The organism is Chloracidobacterium sp., from assembly GCA_025057975.1.
In the GTDB taxonomy this organism is placed as follows: Bacteria; Acidobacteriota; Blastocatellia; order Chloracidobacteriales; family Chloracidobacteriaceae; genus Chloracidobacterium.
Map to the genome: position 1 here is coordinate 114,644 of JANWUV010000011.1, position 15,531 is coordinate 130,174.

General features: G+C 59.6%; 13 protein-coding genes. 9 read left to right on the forward strand and 4 right to left on the reverse strand.

Annotated features, from left to right (window positions below; translation table 11 throughout):
• Window positions 1–8: 8 nt before the first annotated feature.
• From NZ585_11110 to NZ585_11120, 3 genes are all read right to left on the reverse strand, one after another.
• A complete protein-coding gene (locus NZ585_11110; protein MCS7080577.1) occupies window positions 9–992 on the reverse strand; it encodes an META domain-containing protein in 984 nt (327 codons plus the stop codon).
• A gap of 94 nt (window positions 993–1,086) precedes the next feature.
• Entirely contained in the window at window positions 1,087–1,386 is a 300-nt protein-coding gene (locus NZ585_11115; GenBank protein ID MCS7080578.1) for a hypothetical protein, read from the reverse strand.
• Between the two features lie 30 nt (window positions 1,387–1,416).
• Window positions 1,417–2,184 (reverse strand): hypothetical protein, encoded by a 768-nt coding sequence (locus NZ585_11120; GenBank protein ID MCS7080579.1) that lies wholly within the window; start codon window positions 2,182–2,184, stop codon window positions 1,417–1,419.
• A 271-nt stretch (window positions 2,185–2,455) separates the two neighbouring features.
• On the opposite strand from NZ585_11120, the gene NZ585_11125 reads away from it, so the two are divergent.
• The 5 genes from NZ585_11125 to NZ585_11145 all read left to right on the forward strand — a co-directional run bounded on the left by NZ585_11125 (window position 2,456) and on the right by NZ585_11145 (window position 7,832).
• A complete protein-coding gene (locus NZ585_11125; GenBank protein MCS7080580.1) occupies window positions 2,456–3,643 on the forward strand; it encodes a cytochrome c3 family protein in 1,188 nt (395 codons plus the stop codon).
• A gap of 184 nt (window positions 3,644–3,827) precedes the next feature.
• Entirely contained in the window at window positions 3,828–4,418 is a 591-nt protein-coding gene (locus NZ585_11130) for a cytochrome c family protein (GenBank protein ID MCS7080581.1), read from the forward strand.
• 55 nt (window positions 4,419–4,473) lie between these two features.
• Window positions 4,474–5,220 (forward strand): tetratricopeptide repeat protein, encoded by a 747-nt coding sequence (locus NZ585_11135; GenBank protein MCS7080582.1) that lies wholly within the window; start codon window positions 4,474–4,476, stop codon window positions 5,218–5,220.
• A complete protein-coding gene (locus tag NZ585_11140; GenBank protein MCS7080583.1) occupies window positions 5,217–5,801 on the forward strand; it encodes a ferritin-like domain-containing protein in 585 nt (194 codons plus the stop codon). The genes NZ585_11135 and NZ585_11140 overlap by 4 nt, the downstream gene beginning before the upstream one ends.
• A 111-nt stretch (window positions 5,802–5,912) precedes the next feature.
• Window positions 5,913–7,832, forward strand: a complete 1,920-nt coding sequence (locus NZ585_11145; protein MCS7080584.1) for a response regulator — start codon at window positions 5,913–5,915, stop codon at window positions 7,830–7,832.
• A 30-nt stretch (window positions 7,833–7,862) separates the two neighbouring features.
• On the opposite strand, the gene NZ585_11150 is transcribed toward NZ585_11145, so the two are convergent.
• On the reverse strand, window positions 7,863–9,548 hold the full coding sequence (locus NZ585_11150; GenBank protein MCS7080585.1) for a replication initiator protein A: 1,686 nt from the start codon (window positions 9,546–9,548) through the stop codon (window positions 7,863–7,865).
• 842 nt (window positions 9,549–10,390) lie between these two features.
• Between NZ585_11150 and NZ585_11155 the strand changes: the two genes are divergently transcribed.
• The 4 genes from NZ585_11155 to NZ585_11170 form a co-directional block, all read left to right on the forward strand.
• Window positions 10,391–11,200, forward strand: a complete 810-nt coding sequence (locus tag NZ585_11155) for a 3',5'-cyclic-nucleotide phosphodiesterase (protein ID MCS7080586.1) — start codon at window positions 10,391–10,393, stop codon at window positions 11,198–11,200.
• Window positions 11,201–11,207: 7 nt separating this feature from the next.
• On the forward strand, window positions 11,208–13,298 hold the full coding sequence (locus NZ585_11160; GenBank protein ID MCS7080587.1) for an FHA domain-containing protein: 2,091 nt from the start codon (window positions 11,208–11,210) through the stop codon (window positions 13,296–13,298).
• Window positions 13,299–13,447: 149 nt separating this feature from the next.
• Window positions 13,448–14,827, forward strand: a complete 1,380-nt coding sequence (locus NZ585_11165; protein ID MCS7080588.1) for a hypothetical protein — start codon at window positions 13,448–13,450, stop codon at window positions 14,825–14,827.
• 206 nt (window positions 14,828–15,033) lie between these two features.
• Window positions 15,034–15,531, forward strand: a 498-nt coding sequence (locus NZ585_11170; GenBank protein ID MCS7080589.1) for a hypothetical protein, incomplete at its 3' end; no start/stop codon positions are given.

A 15,531-nucleotide genomic window follows, 5' to 3' on the forward strand; every position in this document is an offset into this window, starting at 1 on the left:
CGCCGAGTCTACTTCGCCGTCAAGGTCATCAACAGTTGGCGGCCATTGTAGAGCAGAAGCTGGTTGTCGCGCACTACAAACCGGTTGACCTTCGGCAGCGCACGATTGAAACGCATTTCAAGCTTGCGAACGGCTTCGTCCAGACAAGCGCGCTTCGTACCGGCAAGCTGAAAAAACTTGATTCGGTCGCCGCGTATGTCGTAGCGCCCTGCAAAGCGATTACAGCCGTCAGAGCCGGTGACGCGCAGCGTGGAAGCGTCAAACTCAAGGAAGGGTTCGGCGGTGTTGACCGGCTTGCCTTCAAGCTTGGTGAGCGTCCAGCGGCGGCCGCTCAGCGTCGTGTCAGTAGGTGGTTCAGGGTTGGCCGGCGGTTCAGATCCCGCGTCCGGGCAGGCCGGACGGTGCCGGACGTTCGTCGCCACAACTACCGGCAAGTCGTCGTGGTGGAGCGTATAGGTCACAACCGCCCGCCGTGATGGACAGCAAGCCGGGTCGCCGGCGGCGTAGCGGTCAAACTCAGCGACAAGTTCGGTGGGCGTCACCAGCGTGACATCCGCCAGTGCGCCGTCGGTTCGGGCGTTCATTGCGACCGGCGCGAGCGTTCCAGCGTAACGACCGTCCCAATAAACGAACGCCTGGTAGCCCACCGGACGACACATGCCGTCCCAGCCCGTTGTCGCCAGGATCACCTGCGTTGCGTCAAACGTTTGCGCCGCGCCGAAAAGCTTCCACCCACGTTTGACAAGTGTCCGCTCAGCGGCGGTGACAGGACGGCGCAGGCGCTCATTGCAAACGGCGGGGGCAGCGATGTCCGGAATGTCAGCGGGTTCCGGCGGAGAGGGCGTCCGACCGTCCGGGCGGTTCCAGTTCGTCAGGGGCTGATCCAGCCAAAGGCCGGTGACCGCTGTGGCGCGGCGACCGGCCGCCTCCGGCGTTGACAGGGCGAAAACGATGACGGCGGCGACGAAGAGCAAACCCGCCATGCGCAACATGGCAACACGCATCCTTTCCCGGCGCTGAGATTGGCGTCGCCGGTACAACCGCCAACGTGCGGCGCCGGCTGTACGGCCTCCGCACACCGGATGCTCAAGCGTCTTCCGCTGTTGCCGCCTTGGCGGCCGGCTTCGGCGCAGCTTTGGCGGCTGGTTTTTCCGCCGCCGGCGACTTCGGCGCGGCAACGCGCGGCGCGGCTCCGCCGCCCGTCGCTCCCATCTTGCCGGGGTCGAAGTCGGCCAGCTCATTGTAGAGCCGGATGTAAAAGTTTGGGAAAAAGCTCGAAAACTGAAACGTCGTCACGTAAAAGATGCCTGTCCCGGCAATGGCGGCCAGCCGGAGCAACCCTTCTAGGGGCTTGAGGTCATCACGCTCAAACTTGAGTAATTCCATGCGAGCCATCCTCCAGCGGATCGTATGAGGTTATTCGCCGTCCGGCCGTCCGGGGCGATTGGGACGCGGGCCGCCGCCGAAGGGCGGTGGGGCGGAAGGCTTCGGGCGCGGCGCAGCTGGCGGCACTGGCGACGCCATTGGCTGAGTTTCTTCTAGTGACTGGCCTTGTGGAGGCGGTGAGGCCAGTTTTTGGGTTTTTTCCACCGACGCGCTTTCGAGCGGCTGGGCGGCCGGCGCTTCTATCGCCGGGTTGCTTACTGGCGGAGGCGGCGTCGGCTCCGGCTTTGGCGGCGACGCAGCCTTTGGCGCGGCTGCCTCAGCGACAGGCGGCGGCGCAGGTTTGGCTTCCGGCGCAGCTGGCGCTGCGACTGCCGGAGACGGCGCAGGTTCCGATTTTGGTGCCGGCTTCGGTGCAGCCGTCTCAACAACGGGCGGCGGCGCGGCTTTGACTTCCGGCGCCGAAGCCAGCTCAGGCTTCAACGCCGGTTCAGATTTTGGGGGCGGCGCCGCCGCCTCCGCGTTCGGTGCAGATTTTGCCGGCGGCGGCTTCGGGGCGGCTTCCGGTTTGGCGGCTGGAGCCGTCATCTTTGGGGTCGCCGGCTTGGGCGTTTCTGGGGCCGGTGCCGGAATCGGCAACTCCTCTACATCGGCGGACAGGTCGGGGAACATCGTTTTCTGCACCTTGGTGAAAGCCCCGGCAAACGCCGTGTAGGTGTTGCCAACATTGTCAATGTATTCGGCGAGGGCGTTTTCAAAGTCGCCGAACCGCTCGTTGATGACGTTGCGAAACAGTCCCATACAGACCCATGTTCCTTTCAAAACAACGACGCCGCGCCCCAACGTCGCCGGACGGGGACTGAAGCGGAAGTTGACGCGGGATGGGCGCGTGGAGGCCTGTTTTCACTGTAGGGCGCAGCACCGCCAAGTGTCAATTTTTCGGCTTTGACCGTCACGGGTAGCTCCGCGTGTTGTCAGACAAAGCTTGCTGTACGCTTCGAGATCCGCCACGATGGGAAAGCTTCTCCCCGCGTCGCTTGCCGTATTGAGCCTTGGCGGTGGTGGCCACGTGATGTCCCTTGCTTGCTCTGCCTGTTATTCTGCTTGGCGAACTTTTGTCGTCACGTTCTGCGCTGCGCTAAGCGTCCTGTGCGCCGCCTGTTCGCGCCAGACGCCAACACCGCGTACGCCCAAGCCTATTCAAGCCGACGTCTTTGAAATCGGCCCGCTGACACCAGTCACGATTTCACCCGGCAAAGACCTCACGAAGTTCCTACATAGCGACCATACCGAGCAAGTAGATGCGCGGTTGACCTGTAACTACTGTCATGGAGTCGAGGCGAACCTCCAGAAACTGGCCAAGTACGCTGACAACCCTAAAGAAGCTAACAAACCACCTTACCCAGGCCACGCCAGTTGCATGGCCTGTCACATGGCGGAGTTCACCCGGACGCAAAACGCACCAATACCCACAGCGGCGAAAGCCGTTCAGGACATGCCGACGGGACCGTGGTCGGGGATGTGCTATGTCTGTCACCGGCAGGTTGGTCTCGACCGGGAAGGCGTCAACGCGATGGATGTCTTTCCGGCGCGGCTTAGCCACAACGTTGTTTTCACGGCTGAGCAGCACCGCGAGCACCTAAACTACGTCTACCCATCCGATCTTCCGAACCCCCAACTGGCCGGCAAGAAGATGGACGACAAAACCTGCCGGGACTGCCACACGGTTTTACCGTGGCCGCAACCAGGAGTGAGTTTTGAGGCGCATACGACGTGTTACGCCTGCCATCGGACAAGCGAGTACCGCCCGCCGGCCATCGGCGTCAAAAGCGAGGTCCCGCCCGGCGCATTGGCGTCAGGCGCGTGCAACACCTGTCACGTCGCCACGACCAACCTGGAGGAACTCCGCCCGCTGGCGGCCAAGATGCAGGGCGTCCGGTCATATTCGTTCAAGTTCACGCATGATTCGCACCAACAGGGCAAGTGCACCGACTGTCACAACCTCGACGGAACATACGCCAACCAAGTCGGGACGCCGCGCGCTAAGCAGCACCTAACCGGAGTGCGCACAGTCGTCGGGCAGGGCTGTTTTAGTTGCCATGACGGCAAGCGCGCTTTTGGCGATTTGGACGCCGACGGACGAGCAACGCAGGAACATTGCCTGAAGTGCCATACGCCGGCGCAGCTTAGGCCGCTGTTCGGCGCGCCAACGACGTCTCCAAGTGCGCGGGCTTCCTTGCCCACAGGCTCGTTCCGATAGCCGGCCCTGCAGGCGCACCCATCCCCAAGCAATGAGAACGTGACATCGGTGGGGTGGATGTGTATCTTCGGCTTCGATTTGACCCGACCAACGTTGTGACGTCGTTCGCCATCGCACCGCACACGCACTACGACCGTTGGCGACGTTTTTCGTTTGCCGACTTATAACAGGAGTACATAGCCCTATGAAACAATGGCTCATCGCCGCTTACATTCTGGGCGCAGGCTGGCTGCTGCTGCCATCGCTCCTAACGGCGCGTTCAACGGTGGCGGCGACGCCGTTCGCTTCGGCCGCCCTGACGCCGGTGGAAGATGCAAGCACGAAAATGCCGGGGAAGATGGTGTTCGACAACACCGAAAGCGACCCGCCGTTTTCAAAATACGCTGGTTATAGAGACGACAAGGGCAAAGCGCCTTTCGACCACCAGCAGCACGTGGACTACAAAGGCTCAACCTGCGTCGTGTGTCATCACACAAACTCCAAAACGCTGGCGGTGAAGGAAGACGGCGCGGCGAGCGAGCCGGTCATGAAGTGCACGGTCTGTCACACCGACGAAAACATGAAGCCGTCGCCAGTGGAAGGCACGAACGAAGACCACAAGTTCAAAGGCGTACCGGCGATTGAAGCGATGGAAGCCTACCACGGTGTGGACAACTCGAAGAACCCCGCCAGTGAAGCTGGGTGCATCACCTGCCATAAGCGGCTGGCGAAGGAGTTTCCGAAGGCGGGGCAGGTGATCTCGTGTAACAGTTGCCATACAGGCAAGGATTCATAGCGGCGCAGTTTCAAGTAGGCGACGCGGTAGGAAGCGTCGTCGCCAAGGTTCAGCTGTGGGTAACCTTTCATTCAAAACCTTTCTGCTCGGGCTGGCGCTCGGCGCGGTGGGCGGCTACGGCGTCGGGCGCTGGCTGCCGAGCCGAAGCGTGGGAAGTCAGGGCATGGGAAGCGCGCCGCCGGCCGCAACAAAGACTGCGCCGCCGTTGTCACTGAAACAAACGGCGTCGCTCCCGGCTGACCATCTGCCGCTGACTTCCGGGAACGACGCCGATGAGCCGCCGGCTGTTGCAGCAGTGCGGCGGGCCGCCGACCAAAACATTGGCGATTACACGGCGCAAATGGATGCGGCGGCGGCGTTGTATCGCGCTGGGAAGTTCGCCGACGCGCTTGCCTATGCTCAGCGGGCGCGCAATCTGCGCCCGGACAGTCTTGACGCCCTCCTGGCCGTAGGTGTTTCCCAAGCCGAACTGAAACAGTACGATGCGGCGGTCAAAACGCTCGAACAGGCCGTTGCGCGACGGCCGGACGACGCCGAGGTACGTGCTGAGTTGGCTTATGTTCACCTGCGACGGGCGGCGTTTCGAGAGGCGCTTGCCGAAGCGGAACGCGCTCAGCGTCTTGCTGAATACTCGGAACGCGCCCTTGAGGTGATAGCGGAAGCGGCGCTGGCGCTCGGCGACAAAGCGCGCGCAAAAGCGGCTGTGGCGCGCCTGTCCGCCGTCAACCCCGGTAATCCCCGCCTGGCGGAGTTTTCCCAGTCAGCGATGGATGCGCCGGCGCGTACGAAAGGGAAGCCATGACAAAGCATCATCCAAAGGTTGAGAAGGACATCTGCAAACTTGTTCCACCACGCCGCGCCGCGCTGCGTCTGGGCTTAGCCGCTGGTGTTGGAGCGGCGCTGACCGGCTTGGCCGCCGGACAACGCAACCCGCGCAACGCCGACGCTGCCCTGCTCAATGCAGGGCTGGCCCTTGAGCATCAGGCGATTGCAGCTTACGACGCCGGCTTAGGCACGGGACTGCTCAAAGGCGAAATGCTGGAGTTGGCCAGACACTTCCAGAGCCAGCACCGTGCGCATCGGGATCTGCTGACGACGGAAATCCGCAAGTTGGGGGCGACGCCGGTAATGGCGTTGGCGAGTTACACATTCAAAGACAAAAGCGGCGCACCAATCGAACTCAAAACGGCGGAAGAAATTCTGGTCTTTGCGCTAGGGTTGGAAGCCGGCGCTGCAAGCGCCTACTTGGGCTTACTGCCGCAACTGGCGTCCAAAGCCATGCTGCCCGTCATCGCCGGCGTCGCCTGCGACGAATCGCAACACGCGGCGGCGATCCGGCTCCTCCTCAGGCAGCAGCCGGCTCCGGACGCCGTGGTGAAGTAAGCGCGTCGGTGATAGAAAGCGTCAAAAAGCCCTCCTTCGGCCGGATGCGCCGGTTCACGCCGCGCATTGGTCGGCAAGCTTTGTGTTTCTGTTTTGTAGTTTTTAAGGGGTATGACAGCGAAGATTCTCATCGCCGAGGATGATCCCGCCTCGCGCACCCTGCTTCAGGTCTGGCTGCGTAATGACGGCTACAACATTACGAGCGTTGACAACGGCCGGGCGGCTCTGGAAGCGGCTCGGCAAATATTGCCCGATCTCGTGTTGTCGGACGTGCTGATGCCTGAAATGGACGGGTTTGAGCTGTGCCGAGCGCTGCGCGCCGATCCTGTCTTGGGTGAAGTGCCGATTGTGTTAGTGACGACGCTGGCCGACAAAGCCTCCCGCCTCCAGGGTCTTGAGGCCGGCGCGGACGACTTTCTCAGCAAGCCCTACGATAGCGCTGAACTGCGCGCGCGGGTGCGCACCATTGTGCGCCTCAACCGCTACCGTCTGTTGCTGCATGAGCGCGAGCAACGCGCGGCGGAGCGAGCCGCCGCCGCCGCCCGCCTCAAAGAACTGGCGGATTTGCTCGACCAAACGCACGACGCCGTCGTCCAGATTGACGACACAGGGCGGGTCGTCTTCTGGAGCGCTGGCGCAGCCCGGATGTTTGGGTGGACTCCGGAAGAGGCCCACGAGCAGCCGGCGCATCGTTTGCTCTTTCCGGGCGTCGGGGAACTTCCGCGCGAGGCGCTAACGGCTGTGGCCGAAGGGGGTGCGTGGACAGGTGAACTCACAACCCGCCGGCGCAACGGACAGGAACTCATTTTGATGAGCCGATGGTCGGCGGTTACACGAGCGGCGGATGGCACGCGCTCGACTTTGCTCATTGCCACCGATGTCACAGAACAGCGCCGCGCGGAGCGTCAATACCTGCGCGCCCAACGCATGGAAACCATCGGAATGCTCGCCAGCGGCGTCGCCCATGACCTCAACAACATGCTCACGCCGATTGGCGTCGGGGTTGAAATCTTACGCCAGCAGTTGCAGGACGAGGCGCTCACTGAAGTGATCAACATGATGGCAAATAGCGTCGAGCGCGGCGCGGCGCTCATCAAGCAGGTGCTGTCACTGGCCCGTGAAAGCGGCGGCGCAGTCGGTTTGACTCAACCCAAGCACATTTTGCGCGAAGTGGCTGCGATTGTGCGCGAAACCTTCCCAAAATCCATCGAGGTACGTACGGATTACCCGGCGAAACTATGGACAATCGAGATTGATCCAACGGAGTTGACCCAAGTGCTGCTCAACCTGTGCGTCAACGCCCGTGACGCCATGCCGCAGGGCGGAACGTTGACGCTGGCGGCCCGCGACGTGGACGCCGCTGAGGCGCTGCGCGCCGGACGGCCGCGCACAATGGCCGACCACTACGTCTTGTTCGAGGTCTCCGACACCGGCCTGGGCATCCCGCCCGACATCCGCGAGCGCATTTTTGAACCGTTTTTTACGACCAAGTCCCACGGCAAGGGAACCGGATTAGGGTTGGCGACCGTGGCCTCGATTGTAGACAAGCGCGGCGGCGTCATTGCGCTGGAAAGCGAAGTTGGACGCGGGACGACGTTTCGGCTCTACTTCCCGGCGGCCGAGGCGTCCGAATCGCCGTCCGTCGTGGCGGAGCGCCTGCCGACCGGGCAAGGGGAGTTGATCCTCATCGCCGAAACCGAGGCCTCGACGCTCGACTTGCTGCGGACGGTGCTTGAAACCAACGGCTACACGGTGATTGTAGCGCGGGACGATGCGGAATTAAGAGTCGGACTGACCAGTCGTCCGGCTGCCGCCGTCATTGACGCCCTGTTGCCGACGACGGGACAAAGTGGCTTGGCGCTGGCGCACGCCGTCCAACCCGACTTGCCCCTGATCGGCGTGTGCACCGATTCGCCTACAAGCTGCCGTCACCGTATGGCGGAGCTTCCGGTTCGTGCTTGGCTTGACAAGCCGTTTACGGCGTCCCAAGTGCTGCAAACCTTGCGCGCCGTTCTGCATCCGCAGGGCTGACGGTCAAAGCCTGCCGTTGGCGCTGGGCGCTCAGTCGGACGCGGCTGGCGCGCCCACCAGCGCGTCCAGCGTGACGCCGCGCGCCGCGCACCACACGGCGAACGGCTCAACCTGCGCTTCAGCCAGTTTGCGTCCGACCAGCCGCCGGAGATGTTCTTCCAACACCTCCGGCTCCCAGCGGGCGTAAATCTTCCGTCGGTCGGACGCTAAAAGCTCTTCACGCTCTTTGGCTACTAGCTCCTTGAGTTCACTTTTCTTGAGCTGCGCCAGCAGGGCTTCGCCGGTTCGTTCGAGGTGGTCAAGGTAGCCAAGCTCCAACTCCTGCAGCTGCTCCTGCGAAGGCACAGGAACAAGCAAACCGGTGTTGGCCGACGTTCCCCCCTTGTTCACCGCTTCCGACGCCTCAGCGGGCTTCTCAGCGCGTGCACGGGTGGTTTTGGCAGTGGACGGCGCTCGCTTTTTTGGCGGCAGTTTGGGGAGCGCCTCCCGGCCGTTGACGATCAGCGTGTAGAGCAACCCGCCCGGATTGGCGAGATTGCGCCGGCGGTACTGCCGATCGAAGATGGCGATGGCCTGCTCGATGGTCTCCAGCTTACCCTGCAACTCGAAGCTCTCCACAAGCTTTTTCGCCACCGGCCCAATCATCCCGCGCGCCATCAGTTGGCCTTCCAAGTGGAGCGCCACGTCGCGGACGGCGCGCTCCTCCGGTGAGAGGTCGTCGTCACACATAGCGTCCATCACGTCGTAGATGGGCAGCGCCATTTGCTGGATGCGCGCGCCAAACTCCAGATTCTTGCGGAAGTGGATGGTTTCCTCCGTGAGCGTCCACTCGACCAAGAACTGCTTGGACACCAACTCGTTCAGGGCTGGCTCCAAACGTTGCATAATCTGCGAGACATAGTTCAGCTCGCGCGACATCCCGACATGCTCAAAGGCTAGCTTGCGGACGTTGATAACGAAGTAGTCGCCGCTGCCGAACTTTTTGTCGAGGTAGCGAAACAGCCGCTTGGCGATGGGCGAGGTGAGGTTGAAGTAAAAATCCGCGTCGAGTTTCTTGAAAAGCTTCTCACTGAGGCTCTGCGCGACGCGGTCGCTCCACATAACGTAACTTTTCGCCCCGGTGCGCTTGCCAGCGCTTTCGTCAAAAATCTTGAACTCCTGAATAATGCTCATCCCTACATCCACCAACCGGCCGCTGTGGCGGTCCACGTAGGCGTTTTTGGCCTCAATCCGCACCGCCGCCAGCTTGCGCAGCGAGCTTTCAAGCCGCTCATAATGCTTGGCGTTCATCGGCCAGCCCAGCCGCCGAATTAGGTCGTACCGGCTGAAGTAGACCTTCTTCTGTGCGCCCTGTTCATAAGACAGTTCCATCAGCGCCACATACACGTCTTCGTCGGTGGTGCTGGGCAGTCCCTCAATCGGGTGGGGCATGACTGTCCACACGCGCTGGATTTCGCGCCCATTGGAGGTGATGTGTTCAGTGAACGTCAGGTAGTTCTTGCTTTTCTGAGCGCGTTTGTCGAGAACGGCGATGGGAAACACCGCAAGGTTGAACTCATCTTGGGCAATGCGGATCACCTCTGGCTTATCCGCATCGTCGTCGCTTCCTCCGGCCGCCGCCGGCAGCGCAGCCGGAGATGCTGCGCTAGTCGTAGCCGCGGTGGCGGTTGGGGCGTCGGTCTCAAGCTTTTTGCGGCGGCTGCGCTTTTCCGACATGGCTACCCTCCTCCCATTGCCCAGCGCCCACGCCTACCAGCGGTGGATGGCACCGAACTCTTATGGCGGCGCGGGCCGGAAAATGTGCCAAATAGATTTTTGACACTTAATTATCATCATCATCATCAATTATCATTAATTTAGTTAACAGCGCCAATAAGTTCTTTATTTTCAATGATTTACAGGCGAATTTTTACGTCAAAGGTCAATACCTATGAAACCTTGACCTTTGGCATAAAACCAAAAAAACGGAGATTTTTATGTCAAAGGTCAATAACTTTTAAGTAGTTTTTATGTCAAAGGTCAATAGCCGATGCTTCCTAGGAGGGGTTTTTTACGTCAAAGGTCAATAGTCTTATGTCAAAGGTCAATAGCAGGCGGGCTGGTTCACCTAAAGCTGACGCAAAAACCCAAAAATTGCCCCAAACACAAGATATTGTGGTGTTGCGCCTTCCGTCTGGTGGTCGAAAGCGGGGTAGTTTTTACGTCAAAGGTCAATGTCCTTATGTCAAGGGTCAATAGTTTTACGTCAAGGGTCAATAGTTTTATGTCAAGGGTCAATAGTTTTTATGTCAAAGGTCAATAGTGTTTATGTCAAAGGTCAATAGGCACAAGATGTAGGGCAGAGGGGCGAAGTGGCGACGTAAAGCAACGTCTAGCTGTGGCTTACAATTGGGCGCTTCAAGGAGTACATTGAGTCGGGCGGCGGGCGGGCGAGCGCGGCGGTTTTACGTCAAAGGTCAATATTTATGTCAAAGGTCAATAGGCGGCGACGCAAGCTGTAGCTGCACGCCAAACGGCAAAGGGGCGAATCAGCTCCGGGCAATGGAAGGGAGAGGAGTATGCAGGTACGGGCCTTGCCGAGCTTGACAGACCCAAGCAGCCAGTTACTGATCAGCTTCGTGGTCAACGACCGAGTGGCAATTGACGCCGGGGCGTTGGCCTTTCATCTGAATGGTGAAGCGTTGCTGGCGGTGCAGGACATTGTGCTGACGCATGTCCATTTGGACCACATCGCTTCACTGCCGTTTATATTCTCGGAGTTGTTCACCGAGATTCAGACGCCGGTGCGCATCCACGCCACGGCGGCCGATATTGAGCGCTTGCGGCGGCACATTTTCAACGATGTTATCTGGCCTGACTTCACGCGCCTGCGGAATGCGCACGGCGAGCTGCTGACCTTCAAACCCTTTGTCTGGCGGAAGCCGTTTGAGGTCGCCGGGTTGCGCCTGACGGCGATTCCCGTGACACATACGGTGGAAACGGCTGGGATTATCATCGAAGACGCCGATGGGGTGTGCGTCGCCTTTACGTCGGACACCGGTGTAACTGACGAGTTCTGGGCCACGCTCAACGCCTTGCCGCGTCTGGACGCCGTCTTTGTGGATGTCGCCTTCGACAATGCCAATGAGCCGATTGCCAACGCTTCGCGCCATCTTTCTCCGCGCCTGCTGGTCGGCGAGTTGGCAAAGCTCCGGCGTCCGACACAAGTGCTGGCGGTGAATCTGAAACCCTTTTGTCGTGAGCGGGTGATGGAGGAAGTCAAGGCGTTGAACCTTCCGACGGTGCAAGTGGCGGCGCTTGATGTGAACTACACTTGGTCCCCGCTGTCGCCGGCCGCCGAGGTGGTCGCTGTTGAGGGAGGCGCATAGGAAACTTATGGAGTACCCAACCATCATCGTCAGTGGGCCAACCACCAAGCGGCGTGTGGACGAGTGTCGGAAGTTCCCGCTGATTATTGGGCGAGCAACAAGCAGCGACGTGATCGTGCTGGATGAGCGCGCTTCCCGGTTGCACGCCAAGATTGAGGCGCTGCCGGACGGCGGTTATCAGTTGGTGGACTTAAGGAGCCGCAACGGTACGCGACTCAACAACGTGTTGGTGACGGCGGCGGTGCGCCTGAAGGACGGCGATACAATCTCCATTGGCAGCCACCAGTTGGTTTTTCGGCTGCCGGCAAAAGGCGTTGACGTACGCTATGACGACAAGCCGCTGACGGGAACAGTGAAGCTTCAGAAAGCGGCGGAGTTGTTGGCACTCGGGCGTTCCGGCGAGGTCATGGGGAAGCCCTCAAGCGGTTTTCGGGCCGTCAAATCACCCGGTTCGGAGCAGGTAGCCGTCAGCGCCGAGCAACTCCACCTGCTAGAGAAACGCAGTCGGATGCTGAGCCTGTTTTATGACTTCAACAGGCAGGTGGCGCGCCAATTCGACATTCGCGCGATTTACGCAGAGGTGGCGCGGCAGGTCTTCGAGATCTCCAACGCCGGGCGGGTGCTTATCGGCAAGCTGAGCGCAGACGACACGCCGACGATTGAATGGGGGCAATATCGAGACGACCGGATGCGCCAGGCCTACGCGGCGATGCCCATCAACCGAACGGTGATGCGCAAAGTCATGCAAGAGGGCGTCTCATTGTTGAGTCGGGATATGAGCAACGTCACGGGGACAGCGATTCTAGGCGTACAATCGCTGATGTGCGTTCCGATGCTGGGCCAGGAAGAGGCGCCGCTGGGCGTCATCTACGCCGATAGTTTGCACTTGGACGGCTTTACTGAGGACGACGTGGACTACCTAACGGGTTTGGCTTCGACCGTGGCGCTGACACTAGAAAACATTATGGCGCACGAACGCCTGCTGCATGAGGCGGAGGCGCGCGCCGCATACCGCCGGTTTCTTCCGCCGCATGTTGTGGATCAAATCATCCGTGACCCGGACAGCCTCCAGCTAGGCGGTGTCAACCAAGTCGTCACCACGATGTTCGCTGACATTCGGGGGTTCACCACCCTGTCCGAGCGCAAATCGCCGCAGGAAATTGTCGCCATCCTGAACAACTACTTTGAGCGGGCGGCAGCCGTGATTTTCCGGTACGGCGGCTCACTCGACAAATTCATCGGCGACGGCATCATGGCGCTGTTTGGCGCGCCTCAACCCGGCGAACGTGATCCGGTCAATGCCATCCAAGCGGCGATCGCCTTGCAGGAGGTCATCCGGGAAGTCAACGCCGATCTCAGCGAACAGGGCCTAGACTTGCAGTTGAGCATCGGCGTCGGCGTCAATACCGGCGAAGTGACGGCTGGTTACATTGGCTCTAAGCTGCGGACGGACTACACCGTCATCGGCGACGCCGTGAATCTAGCGGCTCGCTTAGAAGCCAACGCCAAGCCGGGAGAAATTTTGGTGGGAGAAACCACGGTGTGGTGTTTGCGCGACCTGATACAGCGAGGCGTTAAGTTTGGCGACGACGAGCGTGAATTCGCTTTTGTTCCCTTAGGCGGGATGAAGGTCAAGGGCAAGCTTAACGAAGTCAACGTCTACCGGATTCTGTGGGGCGACGAGTTGGCGGCGGCAGGTGCCTCGCAGGCGATGTTTTTCCGCAGCGCGGCGAACAACAACCCGGTGTTTTCTGAGGTGTTTTCTGAACCTGAGACGCTTTTGCGCCGCCAGTTGGATTGGGCGTCCAAGCGACGTGAACCGCGTCGTAAGCTGGCGGTGGCTGTGACAGTGACCGGCCGAGACCTCCATGGCAACGCCTTTGAGCAGGAAACCGAGACAGTGGACGTGAGCCGTTCCGGGGCGTGCATTCGCTTGGCGCGGCAGGTTCCCGTCCCATCGTCGCTCTCAATGACCGTCCCGGCGCACAACTGGCGCGGTGAAGCTATTGTTCGCACCGTCGCCCGTGACGCCCAAGGTTATCTGGCCGGGATTGAAATTATCGGTCTGGGACCAGACTGGTACTCTGAGTCAAAGTAAGCCCGGCGAGAGAAAGCCTGCCTTGTAATCTTGTTCTCATCCGCGTCGGTCGCCGAGGCGTCCGATGACGGCGAAGCTGTGGCAGCCGGAAATGGGGCGCCATTTCAGACGCTATGACGACATTGAGTCCAGCGGAATCGTTGTAGTTGATGGAGCGATCGCTGATGCGGGGTAGAACCCGCCTGACGCTCACCGAGGCTGCCGCCTTGACCGGACTCTCGCTGGATGAAGCCGAAAACGCTCTCCGTGAGCTGCTAATGCGCTATGACTGTCGCCTTCAGGTGACAGAAAATGGCGATATCATTTACGACTTTGGTTCACGTCTACATCGCCGTAATGAAAAGTCATGGCGTGAGTATTTAGATGAAATACTTAGTTTCCTTTGGAAAGCCTTTGTCTTATTTTTCAAAATCTGGATCACTGTCACGCTAGTTGTTTATTTTCTCATCTTTCTTTCAATTCTCATTACCGCCATTGTTGGTATTTTTTCTAGCAGCAAAGATCGTCGCAGTTCACGGAACAGTCGGTCAAATATTGGCGACTTACTTACCAGATTGCTTCGGTTATTCATTACTATTTTTGAGTGGAAGACTGCAACGCCGAAGAAGCAGCAGCGAACTGACCGAAGGGGATATACTTATGCTGCCTACCAACCTCAGCCGGCATTGTTCCAAGAAGGGGTGGATAAAAAAGGTTTCATTGCTTCTGTTTATGACTTTGTTTTTGGTCCGCCCCGTGTAACTCGTGATCCGCTTGAGAATCAGAGAGAAATTGCCGCCTTTTTGCGGCGCCACCGTGGCATTCTTGTTCCAAGCGACATTAAGGCGCTAACGGGATTGGTTTCTGATTCAGCAGCATTGTTATTTTCAGACTGTATCGGGCGATTTCACGGCGAGATTTGTGTTAGCGACCGCAAGATTATGTACGGCCGCTTTGACCGACTGCTGCGGACAACAACTGACAAGGACGACATAGAGGTTTTATACTATTGGGACGAATACGAGCCACCTTACTTGTTGACAGGGAACACATTCGGTATGAATGTTCTGATTATTTTTCTTAATGGATTTAACCTAATCTTTTCATTAGTCATCATGTTCGGCAATTCAGAGAAGGAATTTTCCACTCTTTGGCTCGGCGTTGTTCCTTTTTTGTTTTCATTTATTTTTTTCACTGTGCCGCTGTTGCGTCTACCGGGTGTGCTGATCAATGAAGCGCGTCGTGTTGCTGAAAACCGGCGCAAGCGCGTTATGCAGGTGATTTTCGCCAGTCGCGGTTGCGCGCAAACGGCCGAGCAGATTGTGCAGGCGGTCAATGCGCCAGGAACGCTTGAGCCACTCTCCCAGAAAACCGTTGAGGATATTCTGGCGCGACTTGTACGAGACTTACCCGGTGAAATCCGAACCGATGGGCATGGACGGGTGCTTTATGAGTTTCCGATAATTGCACTAGAGCTAGAGGAAGCTGAGCGGCTGCGGCGGCGGACGGTTGACCGTGACCTTGGTAGAGTTGTTTTTGATACGCACTGACGGCGCAGCGACAAGCTTTTGCGCGGTAGGTGGGGTGGCAGACGGCGGAGGTGACCGGAAAAATCATTTCTTGTTTTGGCGCAGAAATTTCTTGCCCCGGCGCAGCAAATCAAGTACCGTCGCCGGTGGCGGCGGATTTGTCCAGCCTAGCCAGTTGACCAGCGGTCTGGCGCTGAGTCCAAACGCAGCGTTGGGGAGGGGGCAGGATGAGCCACTACACGCAGGAGACTTGGCCGGCGGCGTGCCGCGTCGCCGTCATTGACGAACTCGACCACGCCGCGAAAGCGGTGGAAAAGTACGGGTTGCCGGTGACGGCGACCTACACGTTAGCGGAAGCCGGGGCGCGGCTAGCCGAGTTGGGCAAGTATCACATCATCGTCGTCGGGGTGTCGCTGTTTCCGATTCGGCGGCGGATTGTGAACGAGTTGCGGCGGGTGGCGCCGGCGGCGTGTTTGGTGTTTTTGCGGCGGGCGCACGAGTTTTGGGGCGAGGGGACGCCGTTGGAGGTGCGGAATGTGGTGTCGGCGGATTTTCTGTTGAGCGCGGCGTCGCCGGACGAGGTGTGGGTGGCGGCGCAGGGGTTGCGGAAGCTGTTTCCGTTGCCGCCGACGGCGGAGTTAGAGCCGACGGCGGAGGCGTTTTTGATGGATCGGGTGATGAAGGTGGTGGCGGCGCACTATGCCGATCCGAAGCTGAACTTGCGG

Excerpts from the sequence above, each read along its gene's own strand:
- NZ585_11110 (MCS7080577.1), bottom strand. The coding sequence starts at position 992 with ATGTTGCGCATGGCGGGTTTGCTCTTCGTCGCCGCCGTCATCGTTTTC.
- NZ585_11115 (MCS7080578.1), bottom strand. The coding sequence starts at position 1,386 with ATGGAATTACTCAAGTTTGAGCGTGATGACCTCAAGCCCCTAGAAGGG.
- NZ585_11120 (MCS7080579.1), bottom strand. The coding sequence starts at position 2,184 with ATGGGACTGTTTCGCAACGTCATCAACGAGCGGTTCGGCGACTTTGAA.
- NZ585_11125 (MCS7080580.1), top strand. The coding sequence starts at position 2,456 with ATGTCCCTTGCTTGCTCTGCCTGTTATTCTGCTTGGCGAACTTTTGTC.
- NZ585_11130 (MCS7080581.1), top strand. The coding sequence starts at position 3,828 with ATGAAACAATGGCTCATCGCCGCTTACATTCTGGGCGCAGGCTGGCTG.
- NZ585_11140 (MCS7080583.1), top strand. The coding sequence starts at position 5,217 with ATGACAAAGCATCATCCAAAGGTTGAGAAGGACATCTGCAAACTTGTT.
- NZ585_11145 (MCS7080584.1), top strand. The coding sequence starts at position 5,913 with ATGACAGCGAAGATTCTCATCGCCGAGGATGATCCCGCCTCGCGCACC.
- NZ585_11150 (MCS7080585.1), bottom strand. The coding sequence starts at position 9,548 with ATGTCGGAAAAGCGCAGCCGCCGCAAAAAGCTTGAGACCGACGCCCCA.
- NZ585_11155 (MCS7080586.1), top strand. The coding sequence starts at position 10,391 with ATGCAGGTACGGGCCTTGCCGAGCTTGACAGACCCAAGCAGCCAGTTA.
- NZ585_11160 (MCS7080587.1), top strand. The coding sequence starts at position 11,208 with ATGGAGTACCCAACCATCATCGTCAGTGGGCCAACCACCAAGCGGCGT.
- NZ585_11165 (MCS7080588.1), top strand. The coding sequence starts at position 13,448 with ATGGAGCGATCGCTGATGCGGGGTAGAACCCGCCTGACGCTCACCGAG.